We start from the raw sequence: 16,261 nt of genomic DNA on the forward strand, positions 1-16,261 counted from the left end.
GCGCACCATCTCAAGTCACGCCGTGTGAGTAGCTTCAGCGCACCGCGACGCGACGAGCAACTGATCACACAGGATCACGTCGGATCGGGTTTGAATGAAGCGACGCCATTGGTCAAGCCATCGCTTGCCACGCCCCGCGATGAGGCATTGCATACGTCAGATAGGCAGCCGCCGACCTTGCTCGAACACCAGCAGTTCGCCCTTGCCGAAGGCTGTCCACGCTTCGTTGGTCGTGAGGGGGGTGGTCACGATCACTGCCACCTGATCATGCTCGCCGGTTTCCTTCGAAAAATCCAGCTGCAGGTCTTCGTCGCTCAGTTGCGCTGCGCCAAATGGGTGGCGGCGTTCTATGTAGTGAAGGTTTGTGGAGGCGTGCGACCACAACGCCTGGCCGTTGGAGAGCAGGAAATTGAACGTGCCATGGGGCGCTATGCGTGCAGCGAGTTCCTTGAGCGTCAACGTCAGTTCTGGAACGGAGGGCACGCTGGCGTGCGACTTGGCCAGTTCCTGCATGATCCAGCAAAACGCATGCTCGCTATCGGTATCGCCCACGGGGCGAAAATGCGCATGCAGGCGTGGGCGAAAGTCTTTCAGATCTCCGTTGTGGGCAAATACCCAGTAACGACCCCACAGCTCACGCACGAACGGATGGCAGTTTTGAAGGCTCACAACGCCCTGGGTGGCCTTGCGGATATGGGCGATGACATTTTGGCTCTTGATGGGGTAGCGGCGAATCAGCTCAGCCACAGGAGACTCCACCGCCGCCAGATGGTCCACAAAATGCCGCAGCCCCTTGTCTTCGAAGAACGCTATACCCCAGCCATCGGTATGGTGGTCGGTTTTACCACCGCGTTGCGCAAACCCCGTGAAGCTGAAGGTGACATCGGTGGGGACATTGCAGTTCATGCCGAGGAGCTGGCACATGGCGGAGATTCCGTTTCTTCGATTTCGTACAACGCTTGGAGAGGCACTGGCCGCCCTTGCAAACAAGCATCAGGATAACGTGGGCGTGCTGTCAGTTAGACCGTACCTCGCGCAGCTGCCATGCTGCCACCAGCGCCAGCACACAAAGAAAAGTCAGCATCAGAAAAGTCTCGCCGAACGCTGCAATGCGGGCAGGGTTACTCGCTCCGGCGGTCAGCGAGGCGCCATGTGCGCCCAGCCGCCACTCGAGCACGATACCGCACAAACTGACACCTGCCGCACCGCCCAGCATGCGCAAGAAACCGATGGCGCTGGAGCCCTGCGAAATCAGCGATTTGTCCAGCGGGCGCATGGAACCCAGATTCAGCGAAGGCAGAATGAAGCCGAGTCCGATGCGCCCCAAGATCGCAAAAGCGACCAGCATCCACAGCGACGAGCCGAGTCCCACAAACACCATCAGTCCAAAAGACAGGGCCAGCAAACCGAGCCCGATGCTGACCAGAAAATGGGTCGGCTGCCGGTCCGCCAGCCGGCCCACCACTGCAATGGTGGCTGCCAAGACAAAACCGGCAGGCAGCATGAGGGTGCCCACATGGGATGCCGACAGCTCTAGCCCCAGTTGCATGAACACCGGCAACAGGTAGGTAGAGCCGAACAAGGCCGTGCCGTAGATGAACGCCACCACACTGCCCATGGCGAACTGGCGGTACTGAAAGAGGCGCAGGTCCATCAGCGGCTTGCGCCCGGTGCGAAGCAGCCTGCGCTGCCAGACAATAAAACACGCGACAGCCACTGCAGCACTTATCAGCAGGCCCACCGCCTCAACCACAGAACCGCCATGCAGCGACACCAGGCCGTTGAGCAGACACAGCGTGCCCACGGTGCCCAATAACAGGCCGCGCCAGTCCAGAGCCTGGCCCTGGCGATTGGCCTCCACGCCCCCCGGGGCTGTGACTGGCACAAACTTGTACGCCAACCAGATCGAGGCCAGGCACAGGGGCACCACCATGAAGAATATGGAGCGCCACCCAAACCAGTCCACGAGCAATCCCCCCATGCTCGGGCCGATGGCCGGGGCCAGCACGACGCCCATGCCGAAGATGCCGCTGGCGCGCCCTTGCTCATGGGGCTGAAACGCGTACAGGATGATGACGGCCGGGATGGGCTGCACCACACCCGCAGCCAGCCCCTCGGCGACGCGTGCTGCGAGCACCAGACCGAAGTCGCGCGCCAGGCCGCCCCCCACTCCGCCAATGAGCAGCAGCAACATCGCGCCCACATAGGTCGAACGGTAACCGTACCGCGACAACAGCCAGGGGGTGGTGAGCATGGACACGGTGGTGGCCACCATGAAGCCTGACGTGACCCACTGGGCGCGCTCCTGACCCAGCGAGAAGTAGTGGCTCATGTCCGGTATCGCCACGTTCACGATGGTGGAGGACATGATGGAGGCCATGGTCCCCACCATGACGGACAGCAATAGCAGCCATCGGTAGCGCTCACCATAGCGCTCGCGCAATACCGACAAAGACCCCGAGGAAGTGCTCATGAAACGATCAAATGCTGAGGCGGGGCAACGGGGTCAATGACGGCGGGACGCAGCGATCAGGAAGTGCGCTCCAGCCACAACTTGCCGCCCGTGGCCCAGTTCTCGCGCTTGATGTCGGTGATCAGGATGTCCACCGACTCGGGCGAGCCTCCCAGAATCTCGACGGACACGCGGGTGATCTCTTCCACCAGCTTCTTCTTTTGTTCGACCGTGCGGCCTTCCATCATTTCGATGTGGTACGTGGGCATGTCCAACTCCTTCGCGCGCTGTGAAGACAGCGAAAAGCCCAAATCATATCGGCGAAGGCGGGTGGCCTGCGGCGGAGTGTTGCTGTGCGTCTGGCGCCGGCGCGCCGCAAGCCGCGCAGATGCAGACCTTGCCGCGTGCCTCCTGCGGCAAAGCGGCCAAGGCCGCAGGGTCGATGGTCTGCGTCATGCACCAGCAGCTTTCTGCTGGGAGACCCGCCGCGATAGCGCACTGGTTGTGCTGCCCGCACAGCGGGCAGACAGACGGAACGGGGTGGGTAGGTGGTGCTGCAGGCATAGGAGTGAACGCGTGGGCGTCGGTGCCAGTGTACGGCGCAGCTTGCCCCAAACGCGGTCGCCGCCTCTCACACAACTGAACAAGGTGAGCCGGAGTACTGCCTGAAAGAAAAATAGCTGCTAGTGCAAATGTTGATTGCGCTAGCAGCTATCAAAAGTAGAGCGGGCAGCGCCATGAATATGGCACTGCCTGCAGTCGGGAATCAGGCCGCTTGCGCTGCCTTCAGCTTCAGGCGCCAGGCGTGCAGCAGTGGCTCGGTGTAGCCGCTGGGCTGCTCCATGCCCTTGAAGACCAGGTCACACGCTGCCTTGTAGGCCATGCTGGTGGCAAAGTGTCCGGCCATGGGCTGGTACAGCGGGTCACCCGCATTTTGCTGGTCCACCACGGCGGCCATGCGCTCGAAGGTCTCGCGCACCTGGGCTTCGGTCACCACACCATGGTGCAGCCAGTTGGCCATGTGCTGGCTGCTGATGCGCAGCGTGGCGCGGTCTTCCATCAGGCCCACGTTGTGGATGTCAGGCACCTTGGAGCAGCCCACGCCCTGGTCCACCCAGCGCACCACGTAGCCCAGAATGCCCTGTGCGTTGTTGTCCAGCTCCTGCTGTTTCTCGGCGTCGCTCCAGTTGGGAGCGGAGGCCACGGGCACGGTGAGCAGGCCGGTCAGCAGGTTGTCGCGTTCTGCGTTCACATCGGTTTTTTCCAGCTCGATCTGGATGTCGCTGACCTTCACCTGGTGGTAGTGCAGCGCGTGCAGCGTGGCGCCCGTGGGGCTGGGCACCCAGGCGGTGTTGGCGCCAGCCTTGGGGTGGGCGATCTTCTGCTTGAGCATCTCGGCCATAAGGTCGGGCATGGCCCACATACCCTTGCCGATCTGCGCCTTGCCGCGCAGGCCACAGCTCAGGCCCACCAGCACGTTGTTCTTCTCGTACGACTGGATCCAGGCGCTGGTCTTCATGTCGCCCTTGCGCACCATGGGGCCGGCGTGCATGGCGGTGTGCATCTCGTCGCCCGTGCGGTCGAGGAAGCCGGTGTTGATGAACGCCACGCGGGTCGATGCAGCGGCAATGCAGGCCTTGAGGTTGACGGACGTGCGGCGCTCCTCGTCCATGATGCCCAGCTTGACGGTGCTGTCGGGCAAGCCCAGCAGCTTTTCGACGCGGCCGAACAGTTCGGCAGCAAAGCCCACCTCGGCGGGGCCGTGCATCTTGGGCTTGACGATGTAGACGCTGCCCTTGCGGGAGTTGCGGATGCCGTTGGCGCCATGGCCTTGCAGGTCGTGCAGCGCAATCGCCGTGGTCACCACCGCATCCATGATGCCTTCTGGAATCTCGCGCACCTGGCCCTGCACGTCGGTCCACAGGATGGCCGGGTTGGTCATCAGGTGGCCCACATTGCGCAGGAACATCAGCGAGCGGCCATGCAGGCGCACTTCGCCGCCGGCCGGGCCCGTGTAGACGCGGTCGGCATTCAGGCCGCGCGTGAAGGTCTTGCCGCCCTTGGCGACCTGCTCGGTCAGCGTGGCCTGGATGATGCCCAGCCAGTTGCTGTAGCCCAGCACTTTGTCTTCGGCGTCCACGGCAGCCACGGAGTCTTCCAGGTCCAGGATGGTGGAGAGGGCCGCTTCCAGCACCAGGTCGCTCACGCCCGCCGCGTCGGATTGGCCGATGGGGGTGCTGCGGTCGATCTGGATGTCCAGGTGCAGGCCGTTGTGCTGCAGCAGCACAGACGAAGGCGCGGCGGCGTTGCCTTGGTAGCCCTTGAACTGCGAGGCGTCCTTCAGACCCGTGGTGGTGCCGTTGGCAAACGACACAACCAGCTGGCCGCCTTCCACACGATAGCCGGTCGAATTCTTGTGCGAGCCTGCAGCCAAAGGCGCCGTGTCATCCAGCACCTGGCGCGCAAACGCAATCACCTTGGCGCCGCGCACCGGGTTATAGCCCTTGCCCTTCTCGGCGCCGCCTTCTTCGCTGATGGCGTCCGTGCCATACAGCGCGTCATACAGGCTGCCCCAGCGCGCGTTGGCGGCGTTGAGCGCATAGCGGGCGTTCAGGATGGGCACCACCAGCTGCGGGCCGGCCTGCGTGGCCAGCTCGTCGTCCACATTGGCGGTGGTGGCCTTCACATCGGCAGGCTGGGGCACCAGGTAGCCGATCTTTTCAAGAAAGCTGCGGTAGGCCACCATGTCCTGGATGGGGCCGGGGTTGGCTTTATGCCAGGTGTCCAGCTCGGTCTGCAGGCGGTCGCGCTCGGCCAGCAAGGCGATGTTGCGCGGGGCCAGGTCGGACACGATGGCGTCAAAGCCCTTCCAGAAGGCAGCGGCATCGACACCCGTGCCGGGCAGCACCTTGTCTTCGACAAAGCGGTACAGGGAGGTGGCCACTTGCAGGCCGTGGACTTGGGTGCGGTCGGTCATGGGGTGCCTCAAGAAGAGTGGTGAAAACGGAGATCAATGAAAAACGGTGCCCGCAACAGCAGGCCATGGACAGACTGTATTGCAAATGTTTGCCCACATAAATACGCTGAAAATCTCTAAACCAGTGACTTTTACGCAAAACTGGTGACAGTCCGTAGTCACCCTGAATGGTGCTTTCGCCCGTTACCCACTACGCTGCGCCCACAACAAACCCACCGGGAGACAAACCCATGCAGGCACCCCTGGACGCCAGCGCGCTCAACGCGGCCCACAAGAACAAGATCGTGAGCGCCGCCGATGCCGTGCAGCTCATCCACGACGGCGACACCGTGGCCACGGGCGGCTTTGTGGGCATCGGCTTTGCCGAGAGCATTGCCGTGGCGCTGGCCCAGCGCTGGGAAACGACCCAAACCCCGCGCGACCTCACGCTGGTCTACGCCGCAGGCCAGGGCGACGGCAAACAGCGCGGCCTCAACCACCTGGGCCATGCGGGCCTGCTCAAGCGCGTGATCGGCGGGCACTGGAGCCTGGTGCCGCGCATCCAGAAGCTGGCGGTGGACAACCAGATCGAGGCCTGGAACCTGCCCCAGGGCGTGATCACGCATTTGTTTCGCGACATCGCTGCAGGCAAGCCCGGCACGCTCACGCGCGTGGGCCTGGACACCTTTGTGGATCCGCGCCACGGCGGCGGCAAGCTCAATGCGCGCACCACCGAAGACCTGGTGCGCATCCTGCCCATCGACGGGCAGGACTACCTGTTCTACAAAGCCTTTCCGATACACGTGGGCATCATCCGCGCCACCACGGCCGACGCGGACGGCAACCTCACCATGGAGCGCGAGGCGCTCACGCTCGAAGCGCTGGCGATTGCCATGGCCGCGCGCAACTCGGGCGGCGTGGTCATCGCGCAGGTCGAGCGCATCGCCGAGCGCGGCACGCTCAACCCCCGGCAGGTGAAGGTGCCCGGCGTGCTGGTGGACGCCGTGGTGCTGGCCACCGAGCCCGCGCACCACCACCAGACCTTTGCCGAGCCCTACAGCGCAGCGTTTGCGGGCGAGCTGCGTGTGCCCATGGACACGCTGGAGGCCATGCCGCTCACCGAGCGCAAGATCATCGCCCGCCGCGCGGCACTGGAGCTGCGCCCGCACCAGGTGGTCAACCTGGGCATCGGCATGCCCGAGGGTGTGGCCAACGTGGCGGCCGAAGAGCGCATCATCGACCTGGTCACGCTCACGGCCGAGCCCGGCGTGATCGGCGGCATCCCCGCCGGCGGGCTGAACTTTGGCGCGGCCGTGAACCCGCAGGCCATCATCGACCAGCCCAACCAGTTCGACTTCTACGACGGCGGTGGCCTCGACATCGCCATCCTGGGCCTGGCGCAGGCCGACCAGCACGGCAACCTCAACGTGAGCAAGTTCGGGCCGCGCCTGGCGGGTGCGGGCGGCTTCATCAACATCAGCCAGAACGCCAAGACCGTGGTGTTTGTCGGCACCTTCACGGCCGGCGCGCTGCAGGTGGAGGCGGTGGACGGCCACCTGCACATCCTGCACGAAGGCGGCGCGCGCAAGCTGGTGCGCGAGGTCGAGCACCGCACCTTCAGCGGCGCCGAAGCCCTGCGGCGCGGCCAGCGCGTGTTGTATGTGACCGAGCGCTGCGTGTTCCGCCTGGTGCCCTCGGGCGAGGCGGATGGCGGCGGTGCGCTGGAACTCATCGAGCTGGCGCCCGGCATCGACCTGCACCGCGACGTGCTGGCCCACATGGCATTCACGCCGCGCATCAGCCCCGGCCTGCAGACCATGGACCTGCGCCTGTTCGAGCCCGGCCCGCTGGGCCTGCGCGAGCAGCTGCTCAACCGCCCGCTGGTGCAGCGCTTTGAGCTGGACGCCGCGCGCCAGCTGCTGCACATCGACTTCTCGGGCCTGCAGATCAACACCGCCAGCACCATTGACGCCATCGAGCAGGAGGTGCGCCGCCTGCTCGCCCCGCTCGCCGCACAGGGCGAGCGCGTGGGCGTGATCGTGAACTACGACCACTTCACCATCGCCCCCGACCTGGCCGACGCCTACACCGCCATGGTGCAGGGCCTCACGCGCGACCTTTACACCGAGGTCAAGCGCTATGGCACCGTGGGGTTCCTCAAGTCGCGCCTGGTGTGAAGTGGGGGTGATCCTGGTTCACTATCATTTGTGTAGCTGCTCAGGCATGTTGCACCAGCGCATTCGGCCTGTTTTGCTTCAAAACCGATCACAGGCCGTGCCCAAGTCCGTCACCAGGCCCTTCGCCGCTTTATCCCCATAATCAGCGCCCATGGACAAACTCAAGGCCTTCGAATCGTTTGTGTCGGTGGCAACACGCGGCAGCCTCACCGCTGCGGCCAAGGCCGAGGGCGTGGCCCCAGCCATCATGGGGCGGCGGCTCGATGCGCTGGAAGAACACCTGGGCGTGAAGCTGCTGGTGCGCACCACACGCCGCATCAGCCTCACGCACGAGGGCAGTGCGTTTCTGGAAGACTGCCAGCGCCTGTTGTCCGACGTGGCCAATGCCGAGGCCAGCGTGTCCGAAGGGGGCGTCAAGGCCACGGGCCATTTGCGCATCACCGCACCGGCCGGCTTTGGCCGCCGCCATGTGGCGCCGCTGGTGCCACGTTTTCGCACCGCCCACCCGGACGTGACCATCTCGCTCAACCTCAGCGACCGCGTGGTGGACCTGGCGGGCGAGGGCTATGACTGCGCCGTGCGCGTGGGCGACCTGCCCGACTCGTCGCTGGTGAGCGTGCGCATAGCCGATAACCGCCGCCTGTGCGTGGCCACGCCCGCCTACCTGCAGCGTTACGGCACGCCGCGCCACCCCAGCGAGCTGGTGCAGCACGACTGCCTCACGCTGTCGAGCGAGGCCTCGCAAACACGGGGCTGGGCGTTCCGCATGCCGGTCGAAGGCGGTGGCACCGAGGTCATCCACCTCAAGCCTGGCGGCCCGCTCGATTGCTCGGACGGGCAGGTGCTGCACGACTGGTGCCTGGCGGGCTACGGCATTGCCTGGCGCAGCACCTGGGAGGTGGAGGCCGAGATCGCCGCCGGGCGCCTGGTGGAGGTGCTGCACGATTTTGCGGCGCCGCCCAACGGCATCTATGTGGTGTTTCCGCAGCGCAAGCACATGCCGCTGCGGGTGCGGCTGTGGATCGAACACCTCAAGCACCAGTACGCACAGCCCGCGTTCTGGAAAGGCCCGCAGGCCGGCGGCTGATAGCCCCCGTGGCAGACTGCACAACAATCCATGTCCACCGCGCCCACGCTCCTTGTCGCTGACGACCACCCGCTGTTCCGTGCGGCTGTGCTGCACGTGCTGCGCGAGCGGCTGCCGCAGTTTCGCACGCTGGAGGCGGCCAGCGCCGCCACGCTGGGCCAGGCGCTGCAGGACCACCCCGAGGTCGAGCTGGTGTTGCTGGACCTGAGCATGCCCGGCACGCGCGGCTTCTCTGCCCTGCTGCATGTGCGCGGCGAATACCCCGAGCTGCCCGTGGTCATCATCTCGTCCAACGACCACCCCCGCGTCATCCGCCGCGCCCAGCAGTTTGGTGCTGCGGGCTTCATCCCCAAGTCCGCGCCCGCCGACGCCATGGGCGACGCCATCCAGGCCGTGCTGGACGGTGGCAGCTGGTTCCCGCCCATGGCGGCCGAACGCTCCGAGGCCGACGCCGAACTGGCCGCGCGCCTGGCGCAGCTCACGCCCCAGCAGTTCCGCGTGCTGCTGTGTTTGGCCGATGGCCTGCTGAACAAACAGATTGCGAGCGCGCTGGGCCTGGCCGAGAACACGGTGAAGGTGCATGTCACGGCCATCCTGAAAAAGCTGGAGTGCTACAGCCGCACGCAGGCGGCGGTGCTGGTGAAGAGCCTGGAGACAGAGTCCACCGCGTGAGCGGCCGGGCGTGTCTACGCCAAGTGCGTGGCGCAGATCCGAATCGATGGCGTGCTACAGCGGAAGGAACGTGTACACGGAGTCGAACGGGTAGCTGCCGTTGGTGCGCTCCGAATGGACGTGCAAGCCGTCCTCCTTCAGCACGCCGTTCATCTTGAACGCGCCAAACGAGGCTTTGAGCCGTGCGCTGAACGCGTTGTCGCCAGGTTTGTAGGTGCCTTTGACAATGAAGGAGTCGCCGGTGGCAAAGCTCTCCATCGCAGCGCGGGCCTGGAAGCGGCCCCCGGTGCTTTGCCAGAAGATCTTTCCATCGGCCGTGAAGCACAGGTAGGTCCAGCCCTTCTCCCGCTTCGTCTCGTACACGCCGTCAAAGCGCACGCCAGATGGGCACTGGACGGGGGCGCTGGGTTCCGGGGGGGCAACGACGGCGCCCGAGCTTCGCTGCCATCGGCGAGGTACAGCACATGGCCTTCCGGGTCGAAGATGTGCACGCCATGTTCCTGGGCCATTGCACGCAGCTGCTGCAGCCGGTCGGTGTTGAACTCGCGCAGCTCGAACGCCATGGCGAGCACAGGCCCTGTGGGCGGGTTGTGGTCAAAGCCTTCGTACCAAATGGCGCTTCCGGGGCCGTCTGTCGGCCAAGTTTGCAATAGATGCTCAAAGAAGCCCTCAATGCGCGCGGTGGGGGCCTTTTTGCTGTCCTGCCATTTCTCAACGAGGTCTGCCGCCGCGTCTGCGCTTTTGGCACGCGGTGCATCCATCGCATACAGAATCGCTTCGCTCATCTTTCCGTCCTCCGCTTCGGTGTGGGGGGGTGGCCGCCCTGCAGTGTCTGCGTGGCGCGGGCGGTACCTCGGGTGTTTTGGTGGCAAGCTACTTTACGAGAGCCTGCGCTGCTTTGGGCGCTGTCTTGGTGTTTCCGCCGGCCGGCTTGCCTGTCTGCACGCGACAGGGCTTACTTTCTATTGCTTTCCCCCAGTCGTAGCAGCGTCTGGCTCATCAATGCCCGCAACGCCGGGGAGCGCACCGGCTTGGCCAGAAAGCCCCAGCCGCGTTCGGCGGCCTGGCGGCGCAGGGTGGCATCGCGCTCGGCGGTGACCAGGATCACGGCAGGCGTCTGCCCCCAGCGCTGGCACAGCTGCGCGAACACTTCAGGGCCGTGGAGGCCGGCGCCCAGGTGCACGTCCAGTAGCACCAGCTGCGGCGCCTGGCCGGGCTGGGCAGCGGCCAGGGCCTCGGGCGCGCCAGCGGCCAGTGGCACCGTGCAGCCCCAGCGCTGCAGCAGGGCCTGCGTGGCGGCGCAGGTAGGGCCGTCGTCATCAATGACCCAGGCGCTGCTGCCTTGCAGGGGGGCGTCGTCGGCGGGTTGCTGCGTGGTAGCGGGGGGCGCAGCCTGCTGCGCGGCGGCGGGGTTGCCCAGCGGCACACACACCCAGAACACGCTGCCGCGCCCCAGTTGCGAGCGCAGGCCAATCTCGTGCCCCAGCAGGCGGCCCAGGCGTTCGACGATGGCCAGGCCCAGGCCTGCGCCCCGGTCGTCGGCCCGGCCTTCGTCCAGGCGGCGGAATTCTTCAAAAATCTCGCGCTGCAGTGCCTCGGGGATGCCGGGGCCTTGGTCGTGCACCTCGATGCGCAGGTGGTCGCCCACCCTGCGGCAGCCCACCACGATGCGCCCGCGCCGGCTATAGCGGATGGCGTTGGAGACAAAGTTCTGCAGGATGCGGCGCAGCAGGTTGTCGTCGGTGCGGACCACGGCGCGCGTGGGCACGCAGCGCAGTTGCAGGCCCTGGCTTTCGGCCAGCACGCCAAAGTTGTGGCCCAGCACCTGCAAGAGCGGCCCCAGGGCCACGTCATGGATGTGCACATCGAACTGGCCCGATTCCATGCGCGAGATGTCGAGCAGGCTGTTGAGGATGGCGTCCTGCGCAGCCAAGGCGCCGTCGATGCTGTCCACAGCGTGGCGCTCGGCGTCGCCCGGCAGATGGCTGCGCAGCAGCGAGGTGAACATGCGTGCGGCGTTCAGGGGCTGCAGCAGGTCGTGCACGGCGGCGGCCACAAAGCGCGTCTTGGACCGGTTGGCCTGTTCGGCCTCGCGCCGTGCGGCGTCCAGGTCGCGGGTGCGGTCGGCCACGCGCTGCTCCAGCGCATCAGCCAGCGATCGCAGCTCGCGTGCGGCGTTCTTGTAGCTGGTGATGTCGGCGTAGCTGGTCACAAAGCCGCCCTCGGGCAGCGGGTTGCCCCGGATCTCCAGTACCGTGCCGTCTTCCTTGGCGCTTTCGTGCAGGTGGGGCGTGCCGCTGCGCAGGTGGGCCAGGCGGCGTTCGATGGCTTCTTCCACCGGGCCCGGGCCCAGCAGGCCCCGGCGCGCGTTGTGGCGCATCAGGTCTTCGATGGGGCGGCCCACTTGCATCAGGTCGGCGGGGTAGCGGAACAGCTGCACGTAGCGTGAGTTCCACGCCACCAGCTTCAGGTCGGCGTCGATGATGACCACGCCCTGGGGCAGGTGCTCCAGGCTGCGGCTCAAGCCCGTGTCCGTTTGTTGCGCGGCCTGCTGTGCCGCCTGCACGATGCCGTCCTGCGCGGTGCGCAGCTCCTGCGCGTGCTGTTGCAGCACGGTCTCCAGCTCCTGGCGGCTGCGTTGGCGCAGGCGGGCCAGGCGCTGGCGCTGGCGCACAAACAGCACCAGCAGCGAAAGGGCCAGCCAACCGCCGCCCCCGGCTGCGGCCGCCCAGCGGCTGTCGGCAATGCTGCTGTGGGTGGTGTGCACCAGGTGCAGTTGCCAGGGCGTGCCTGGCAAGGGCTGGGTCAGCCACAGCATGCGGCCGGGCGGGGCGGGCATGTCGGCGGACGGTTGAACGCGCACCAGCCGCCCTCCGTTGTCCAGGCGGTCGTCCACGCGGACGTCGAGCGGGCGCAGTGGCTGGTCGGAGTATTGCCGCGTGGCGTTCAGCTCGCGGCGTTCCTCGTCGTCCAGCGGCTCCAGCAGCCGGTAGCGCCAGGCATCCTGGCTGGCCAGGAAGACCACGCCATGCGCGTCCGACGCCAGCACGATGTCGGGCGTCTGCAGCCATTCGCGCTCCAGCTCCTGCAGCGCAATCTTGATGGCCACCAGCCCCAGGATGTGGTCGCTGTCGTCGCGAATGGCCTGCGACAGGAAGTAGCCCGGCTCGCCCGTGGTCACGCCGATGCCGTAGAAGCTGCCGCGGCCCTGGGCCAGCGCCTGCTGCACATAGGGGCGAAAGCTGTAGTCCACGCCCACGTTGCTGGTCGCAGTGCGCCAGTTGCTGGCCGCTACGGCCAGGCCGTCGCGGTTGAGCAGGGTGAGGGTGGAGGACTGGCTGGCGCCGTTGGCCTGCTCCAGCTTGCGGTTGAGCTGCGCCACCTCGTCGGTGCTCAGGGTGCGGCGCAGGGCGTTCTGCAACTGCGCGTCCAGGGCCAGCACCTCGGGCAGGGTGCGGTAGCGGTCGATGCGCTGGGCCAGCGTCTGCCCGTACAGGGCCAGCTGGCGCTGCACGCTCTCGCTTTCGTCCAGCAAAGACCGGTGCCAGGCCCACTGGCCCGCCGCGAACATGCTGGCCACCGTGCCTGCAAGCAGGATGAGCAGCGTCCAGAACTGGCGAAGGCGGGGCGTGGGCATGGGAATCCAGCGGGGGGGTTGTGCGGCACCAAGGCCACTTTGGCGCGGGTAGGAGTGTGCAGCACCAGGCTGGGGACTAAGTAGTTACCCTGATTTGGTGCACGCGCTCTCCTATGAAGCCGCTCTCGACTAATACCAATAGGTTATCGGCTGAAACAAAGTGCAGCGGTACAAACGGCACCCTTGACGCGCGCCGGAGGCACCCCGGTGGTGCAGACCCGTGACCCCAGGAGACCCGTTCCATGCACAACCATTCCGCTCCCGCAGCCTCGACCTTGAAGCTGCCTTTTTACCGGCAACTGTACTTCCAGGTGGTGTTCGCCATCGTCCTGGGCGTTCTGCTGGGCCATTTCGAGCCGTCCTACGGCGAGGCGCTCAAGCCGCTGGGTGACGCGTTCATCAAGCTGGTCAAGATGATCATCGCTCCGGTGATCTTCCTGACCATCGTGACCGGCATCGCTGGCATGTCGCAGCTCTCCACCGTGGGCCGCGTGTTCGGCAAGGCCATGGCGTACTTCCTGTTCTTCTCCACGCTGGCCCTGGTGGTGGGCCTGGTGGTGGCCAACGTGGTGCAGCCCGGCGCGGGCATGAACATCAATGTGGCCGACCTGGACCAGACGGCTGTGAAGGGCTACGTGGCCAAGTCGCACGAGATGACGCTCACGGGCTTTGCGATGGACATCATCCCCAAGACGCTGGTGAGCCCGTTCGTGGGCGACAACATCCTGCAGGTGCTGCTGGTGGCCGTGCTGTTTGGCATTGGCCTGGCCATGGTGGGTGAGGCAGGCCGTCCGGTGCTGAACTTTCTGGACGCGCTGACGACGCCTGTGTTCAAGGTGGTGGGCATCGTGATGAAGGCCGCGCCCCTGGGTGCGTTTGGTGCCATGGCGTTCACCATTGGCAAGTTTGGCCTGGGCTCGCTGGTCAATCTGGCCTGGCTGGTGGGTTCGTTCTACATCACCTCGCTGCTGTTTGTGGTGGTGATCCTGGGCTTTGTGGCGCGCCTGTGTGGCTTCTCGGTGTTCAAGCTGATCCGCTACCTCAAGGCCGAGCTGATGCTGGTGCTGGGCACGTCTTCGTCTGAATCGGCCCTGCCGTCGCTGATGGAAAAGATGGAAAAGGCCGGTTGCAGCAAGTCGGTGGTGGGCCTCGTGGTGCCCACGGGCTACTCGTTCAACCTGGACGGCACCAACATCTACATGACGCTGGCCGCGCTGTTCATCGCCCAGGCCACCAACACCGAGCTGACGCTGGGCCACCAGGTGGCGCTGTTGCTGGTGGCGATGCTGTCTTCCAAGGGCGCAGCGGGTGTGACGGGCGCGGGCTTCATCACCCTGGCCGCCACCCTGGCCGTGGTGCCCGAAGTGCCCGTGGCCGGCATGGCGCTGATTCTGGGCGTGGACCGCTTCATGAGCGAATGCCGCTCGCTGACGAATTTCATCGGCAACGCCGTGGCCACGGTGGTTGTCTCCCGCTGGGAAAACGCGCTGGACCAGGAACGCCTGGACGCGGCGATGAATGGCCATCCGCTGCCACTCGCGGTGTCAGCGGCGTCGGCGCCCGTGGTGCCGGCGGATGTGCCTGTGGCCACGGTGGCGCGCACTGTGGCTTGATGGTTGGCACTTGCTGAATCTGCGCTCCCAGCGGCGCGGGCTTTCGGGCCCGAGCCGTTTTTCGTTGAGCGCGTTGAGCCCACGCCATCGCGCACAATGGTGGCCCTGCCGGACGGCACTGTGAGCGCTTGGCGCGGCGCAGTGGCCTCGGGCGCTACAAGGAATCCGCACCATGACCCTCGAAGCCTTCCTGGCTGCCTTTCACCTTCTGGCCATCCTGACCTTTGTGGTTTTCCTGTCCAGCCAGGCGGCGCTGTGCCGCATCGAGTGGCTCAATGCCGCCGTGGTCGAGCGGCTGGCCCGGCTGGATGTGATCTACGGTGTGGCCGGGGCGGTGATGATTGGCAGTGGTCTGGCCCGGTTGATCTGGGGCGTCAAGGGCGCGTCGTGGTACCTGTCGCAGCCCCTGTTTCACATCAAGATCACCCTGGTGCTGGCCATGGTCCTGTTGTCGTTTGTGCCTTCGGCCGCGTTTCGCCGCTGGCGCCAGAACCTGCGCAGCACCGGCGCGCTGCCGCCCGCCACGGAAGTCGCGCGGGTGCGCCGCCTGGTGATGATCCAGTCGCATGTGCTGCCCGTGGTGGCTGTGATTGCGGTGTTCTGGGCGCGCGGCTGGTAAGTGCAAGTACCCCATAAAAAAAAGCCCGCCAGGCTTGCTGCTGGCGGGCTTTTCTTTTGAGGGCGCACCGAGGAAGGTGCACTGTGCGCGAATTTACTTCTTCAGGCACTCGCTCATGAAGGCCTTGCGCTCATCGCCCTTGAGGGTCTTGGCCTTGGCATCAGCGTTGCAGGTTTTCATCTTGTCCTGCTGGGTGGCGGGCTTGTTGCTCAGGCAGGTCTTCATGAACGCCTTGCGCTCGTCGCCTTTCATCTCTCCGGCGTCCTTGTTGCAGGTCGCCATCTTCGATTGCTGCTTGGTGGGGGCCTTGGCGTCTTCGGCGGCGTGGGCACCAAAGCCCACTGACAGGGCCAGTCCGAGTGCAGTCAAGGAAAGAAGCTTTTTCATGGAATCTCCTGGTGTGAATGCGTTATGGGGGGTCCCGGGGGCATTGCACCATAGAACATGGCGTGCGACAACGCGCACAAGTCCTGACAACCCAATACGCAGCGTGCGGCAAGAGCCGGGTGCGTTGATCTCTCAGAGAGTGCGGGGTTTGGGCGCTGCGGCTGCATGGAACGCCTTGAGCGCGGTCTGGATCTGCCGGGTGTCGTAGGCCAGGCCTCCCAGGAAAAACACCACATCTCCCCGCTGCTGCCAGCGTTGCAGCGCTTTGAAGATCACGCGCAACGCAGAGTCCTTGTGGCCAGGGCGCAGCTTGACAAGGATCACGTTCTCATAATTGTCCAGGTGCACACGTTCCATGGCCTCCCAGGGCACGGTGTGCGGGTCGTCCTGGCGCAGGTCGGTGATGCCGGTGGCGTCGATGACCACCGCAGGGTCTCGTACCCGGTAGGCCTCCAGGGTGGACCTGCCCAGGGTTCCGCCTACACAGAACGCCACAAACGCGGCGCACAAGCAGAGGATCGTGAGCAGCCGGTCATTCGATACAGCCGCCCAATACAGCGAAAAGGCCAGACACGCGAGCACCAGCAGGGTAAAAGGCACCTGAAACACCAAGGTCCAGCGGCGCCGGTAGAGCATGATGGGCTGAGGCTGCATGCGCTTT

General features: G+C 65.5%; 14 protein-coding genes. 5 read left to right on the plus strand and 9 right to left on the minus strand.

Annotated elements, in window-relative coordinates; translation table 11 throughout:
* Positions 1 to 156: 156 nt before the first annotated feature.
* From AC1Q64_RS16500 to AC1Q64_RS16520, 5 genes are all read right to left on the minus strand, one after another.
* Positions 157 to 924 carry a class II glutamine amidotransferase gene (locus tag AC1Q64_RS16500; RefSeq protein WP_291438605.1) on the minus strand — a complete coding sequence of 256 codons (768 nt, stop codon included), beginning with the start codon at positions 922 to 924 and terminating at the stop codon, positions 157 to 159.
* A 91-nt stretch (positions 925 to 1,015) separates the two neighbouring features.
* A complete protein-coding gene (locus AC1Q64_RS16505; protein WP_291438607.1) occupies positions 1,016 to 2,473 on the minus strand; it encodes a DHA2 family efflux MFS transporter permease subunit in 1,458 nt (485 codons plus the stop codon).
* A gap of 56 nt (positions 2,474 to 2,529) precedes the next feature.
* Positions 2,530 to 2,721, minus strand: coding sequence for a 4-oxalocrotonate tautomerase (locus tag AC1Q64_RS16510; protein ID WP_291438609.1), 192 nt, complete (start codon positions 2,719 to 2,721; stop codon positions 2,530 to 2,532).
* Between the two features lie 43 nt (positions 2,722 to 2,764).
* The gene (locus tag AC1Q64_RS16515; RefSeq protein WP_492252092.1) at positions 2,765 to 3,016 is read right to left on the minus strand and encodes a cysteine-rich CWC family protein; all 252 of its coding nucleotides are present in this window, start codon (positions 3,014 to 3,016) and stop codon (positions 2,765 to 2,767) included.
* 202 nt (positions 3,017 to 3,218) lie between these two features.
* Complete coding sequence (locus AC1Q64_RS16520) at positions 3,219 to 5,429, minus strand: malate synthase G (RefSeq protein WP_492252093.1); 2,211 nt, start codon at positions 5,427 to 5,429, stop codon at positions 3,219 to 3,221.
* A 230-nt stretch (positions 5,430 to 5,659) separates the two neighbouring features.
* On the opposite strand from AC1Q64_RS16520, the gene AC1Q64_RS16525 reads away from it, so the two are divergent.
* The 3 genes from AC1Q64_RS16525 to AC1Q64_RS16535 all read left to right on the plus strand — a co-directional run bounded on the left by AC1Q64_RS16525 (position 5,660) and on the right by AC1Q64_RS16535 (position 9,344).
* Positions 5,660 to 7,585, plus strand: coding sequence for an acyl CoA:acetate/3-ketoacid CoA transferase (locus AC1Q64_RS16525; RefSeq protein ID WP_121941242.1), 1,926 nt, complete (start codon positions 5,660 to 5,662; stop codon positions 7,583 to 7,585).
* Positions 7,586 to 7,736: 151 nt separating this feature from the next.
* Entirely contained in the window at positions 7,737 to 8,672 is a 936-nt protein-coding gene (locus tag AC1Q64_RS16530) for a LysR family transcriptional regulator (RefSeq protein WP_492252094.1), read from the plus strand.
* A 30-nt stretch (positions 8,673 to 8,702) separates the two neighbouring features.
* Positions 8,703 to 9,344: a LuxR C-terminal-related transcriptional regulator gene (locus AC1Q64_RS16535; RefSeq protein ID WP_492252095.1), complete on the plus strand. Its 642-nt coding sequence runs from the start codon at positions 8,703 to 8,705 to the stop codon at positions 9,342 to 9,344.
* Between the two features lie 54 nt (positions 9,345 to 9,398).
* Here AC1Q64_RS16535 and AC1Q64_RS16540 read toward each other — a convergent pair whose 3' ends face one another.
* Together AC1Q64_RS16540 and AC1Q64_RS16545 are read right to left on the minus strand one after the other, a co-directional pair.
* Positions 9,399 to 9,722 carry a hypothetical protein gene (locus AC1Q64_RS16540; protein WP_492252096.1) on the minus strand — a complete coding sequence of 108 codons (324 nt, stop codon included), beginning with the start codon at positions 9,720 to 9,722 and terminating at the stop codon, positions 9,399 to 9,401.
* A gap of 577 nt (positions 9,723 to 10,299) precedes the next feature.
* The gene (locus AC1Q64_RS16545; RefSeq protein ID WP_492252097.1) at positions 10,300 to 12,981 is read right to left on the minus strand and encodes a hybrid sensor histidine kinase/response regulator; all 2,682 of its coding nucleotides are present in this window, start codon (positions 12,979 to 12,981) and stop codon (positions 10,300 to 10,302) included.
* A 242-nt stretch (positions 12,982 to 13,223) separates the two neighbouring features.
* On the opposite strand from AC1Q64_RS16545, the gene AC1Q64_RS16550 reads away from it, so the two are divergent.
* Both AC1Q64_RS16550 and AC1Q64_RS16555 read left to right on the plus strand, forming a co-directional pair.
* On the plus strand, positions 13,224 to 14,594 hold the full coding sequence (locus tag AC1Q64_RS16550) for a dicarboxylate/amino acid:cation symporter (RefSeq protein WP_056747783.1): 1,371 nt from the start codon (positions 13,224 to 13,226) through the stop codon (positions 14,592 to 14,594).
* A 172-nt stretch (positions 14,595 to 14,766) separates the two neighbouring features.
* Entirely contained in the window at positions 14,767 to 15,213 is a 447-nt protein-coding gene (locus AC1Q64_RS16555; protein WP_492252098.1) for a DUF2214 family protein, read from the plus strand.
* Between the two features lie 93 nt (positions 15,214 to 15,306).
* On the opposite strand, the gene AC1Q64_RS16560 is transcribed toward AC1Q64_RS16555, so the two are convergent.
* Both AC1Q64_RS16560 and AC1Q64_RS16565 read right to left on the minus strand, forming a co-directional pair.
* Positions 15,307 to 15,600 (minus strand): PsiF family protein, encoded by a 294-nt coding sequence (locus tag AC1Q64_RS16560; RefSeq protein ID WP_291432746.1) that lies wholly within the window; start codon positions 15,598 to 15,600, stop codon positions 15,307 to 15,309.
* Between the two features lie 132 nt (positions 15,601 to 15,732).
* Positions 15,733 to 16,254, minus strand: a complete 522-nt coding sequence (locus tag AC1Q64_RS16565) for a hypothetical protein (protein WP_291432747.1) — start codon at positions 16,252 to 16,254, stop codon at positions 15,733 to 15,735.
* Positions 16,255 to 16,261 lie beyond the last annotated feature (7 nt).

The organism is Acidovorax sp. GW835-FHT14G06 (assembly GCF_058793595.1).

Bases quoted from the DNA above. Each gene is read 5' to 3' on its own strand.
- AC1Q64_RS16515 (WP_492252092.1), bottom strand. From the start codon at position 3,016: ATGCCTGCAGCACCACCTACCCACCCCGTTCCGTCTGTCTGCCCGCTG.
- AC1Q64_RS16510 (WP_291438609.1), bottom strand. From the start codon at position 2,721: ATGCCCACGTACCACATCGAAATGATGGAAGGCCGCACGGTCGAACAA.
- AC1Q64_RS16545 (WP_492252097.1), bottom strand. From the start codon at position 12,981: ATGCCCACGCCCCGCCTTCGCCAGTTCTGGACGCTGCTCATCCTGCTT.
- AC1Q64_RS16500 (WP_291438605.1), bottom strand. From the start codon at position 924: ATGTGCCAGCTCCTCGGCATGAACTGCAATGTCCCCACCGATGTCACC.
- AC1Q64_RS16530 (WP_492252094.1), top strand. From the start codon at position 7,737: ATGGACAAACTCAAGGCCTTCGAATCGTTTGTGTCGGTGGCAACACGC.
- AC1Q64_RS16505 (WP_291438607.1), bottom strand. From the start codon at position 2,473: ATGAGCACTTCCTCGGGGTCTTTGTCGGTATTGCGCGAGCGCTATGGT.
- AC1Q64_RS16560 (WP_291432746.1), bottom strand. From the start codon at position 15,600: ATGAAAAAGCTTCTTTCCTTGACTGCACTCGGACTGGCCCTGTCAGTG.
- AC1Q64_RS16555 (WP_492252098.1), top strand. From the start codon at position 14,767: ATGACCCTCGAAGCCTTCCTGGCTGCCTTTCACCTTCTGGCCATCCTG.
- AC1Q64_RS16550 (WP_056747783.1), top strand. From the start codon at position 13,224: ATGCACAACCATTCCGCTCCCGCAGCCTCGACCTTGAAGCTGCCTTTT.
- AC1Q64_RS16520 (WP_492252093.1), bottom strand. From the start codon at position 5,429: ATGACCGACCGCACCCAAGTCCACGGCCTGCAAGTGGCCACCTCCCTG.
- AC1Q64_RS16565 (WP_291432747.1), bottom strand. From the start codon at position 16,254: ATGCAGCCTCAGCCCATCATGCTCTACCGGCGCCGCTGGACCTTGGTG.
- AC1Q64_RS16525 (WP_121941242.1), top strand. From the start codon at position 5,660: ATGCAGGCACCCCTGGACGCCAGCGCGCTCAACGCGGCCCACAAGAAC.
- AC1Q64_RS16535 (WP_492252095.1), top strand. From the start codon at position 8,703: ATGTCCACCGCGCCCACGCTCCTTGTCGCTGACGACCACCCGCTGTTC.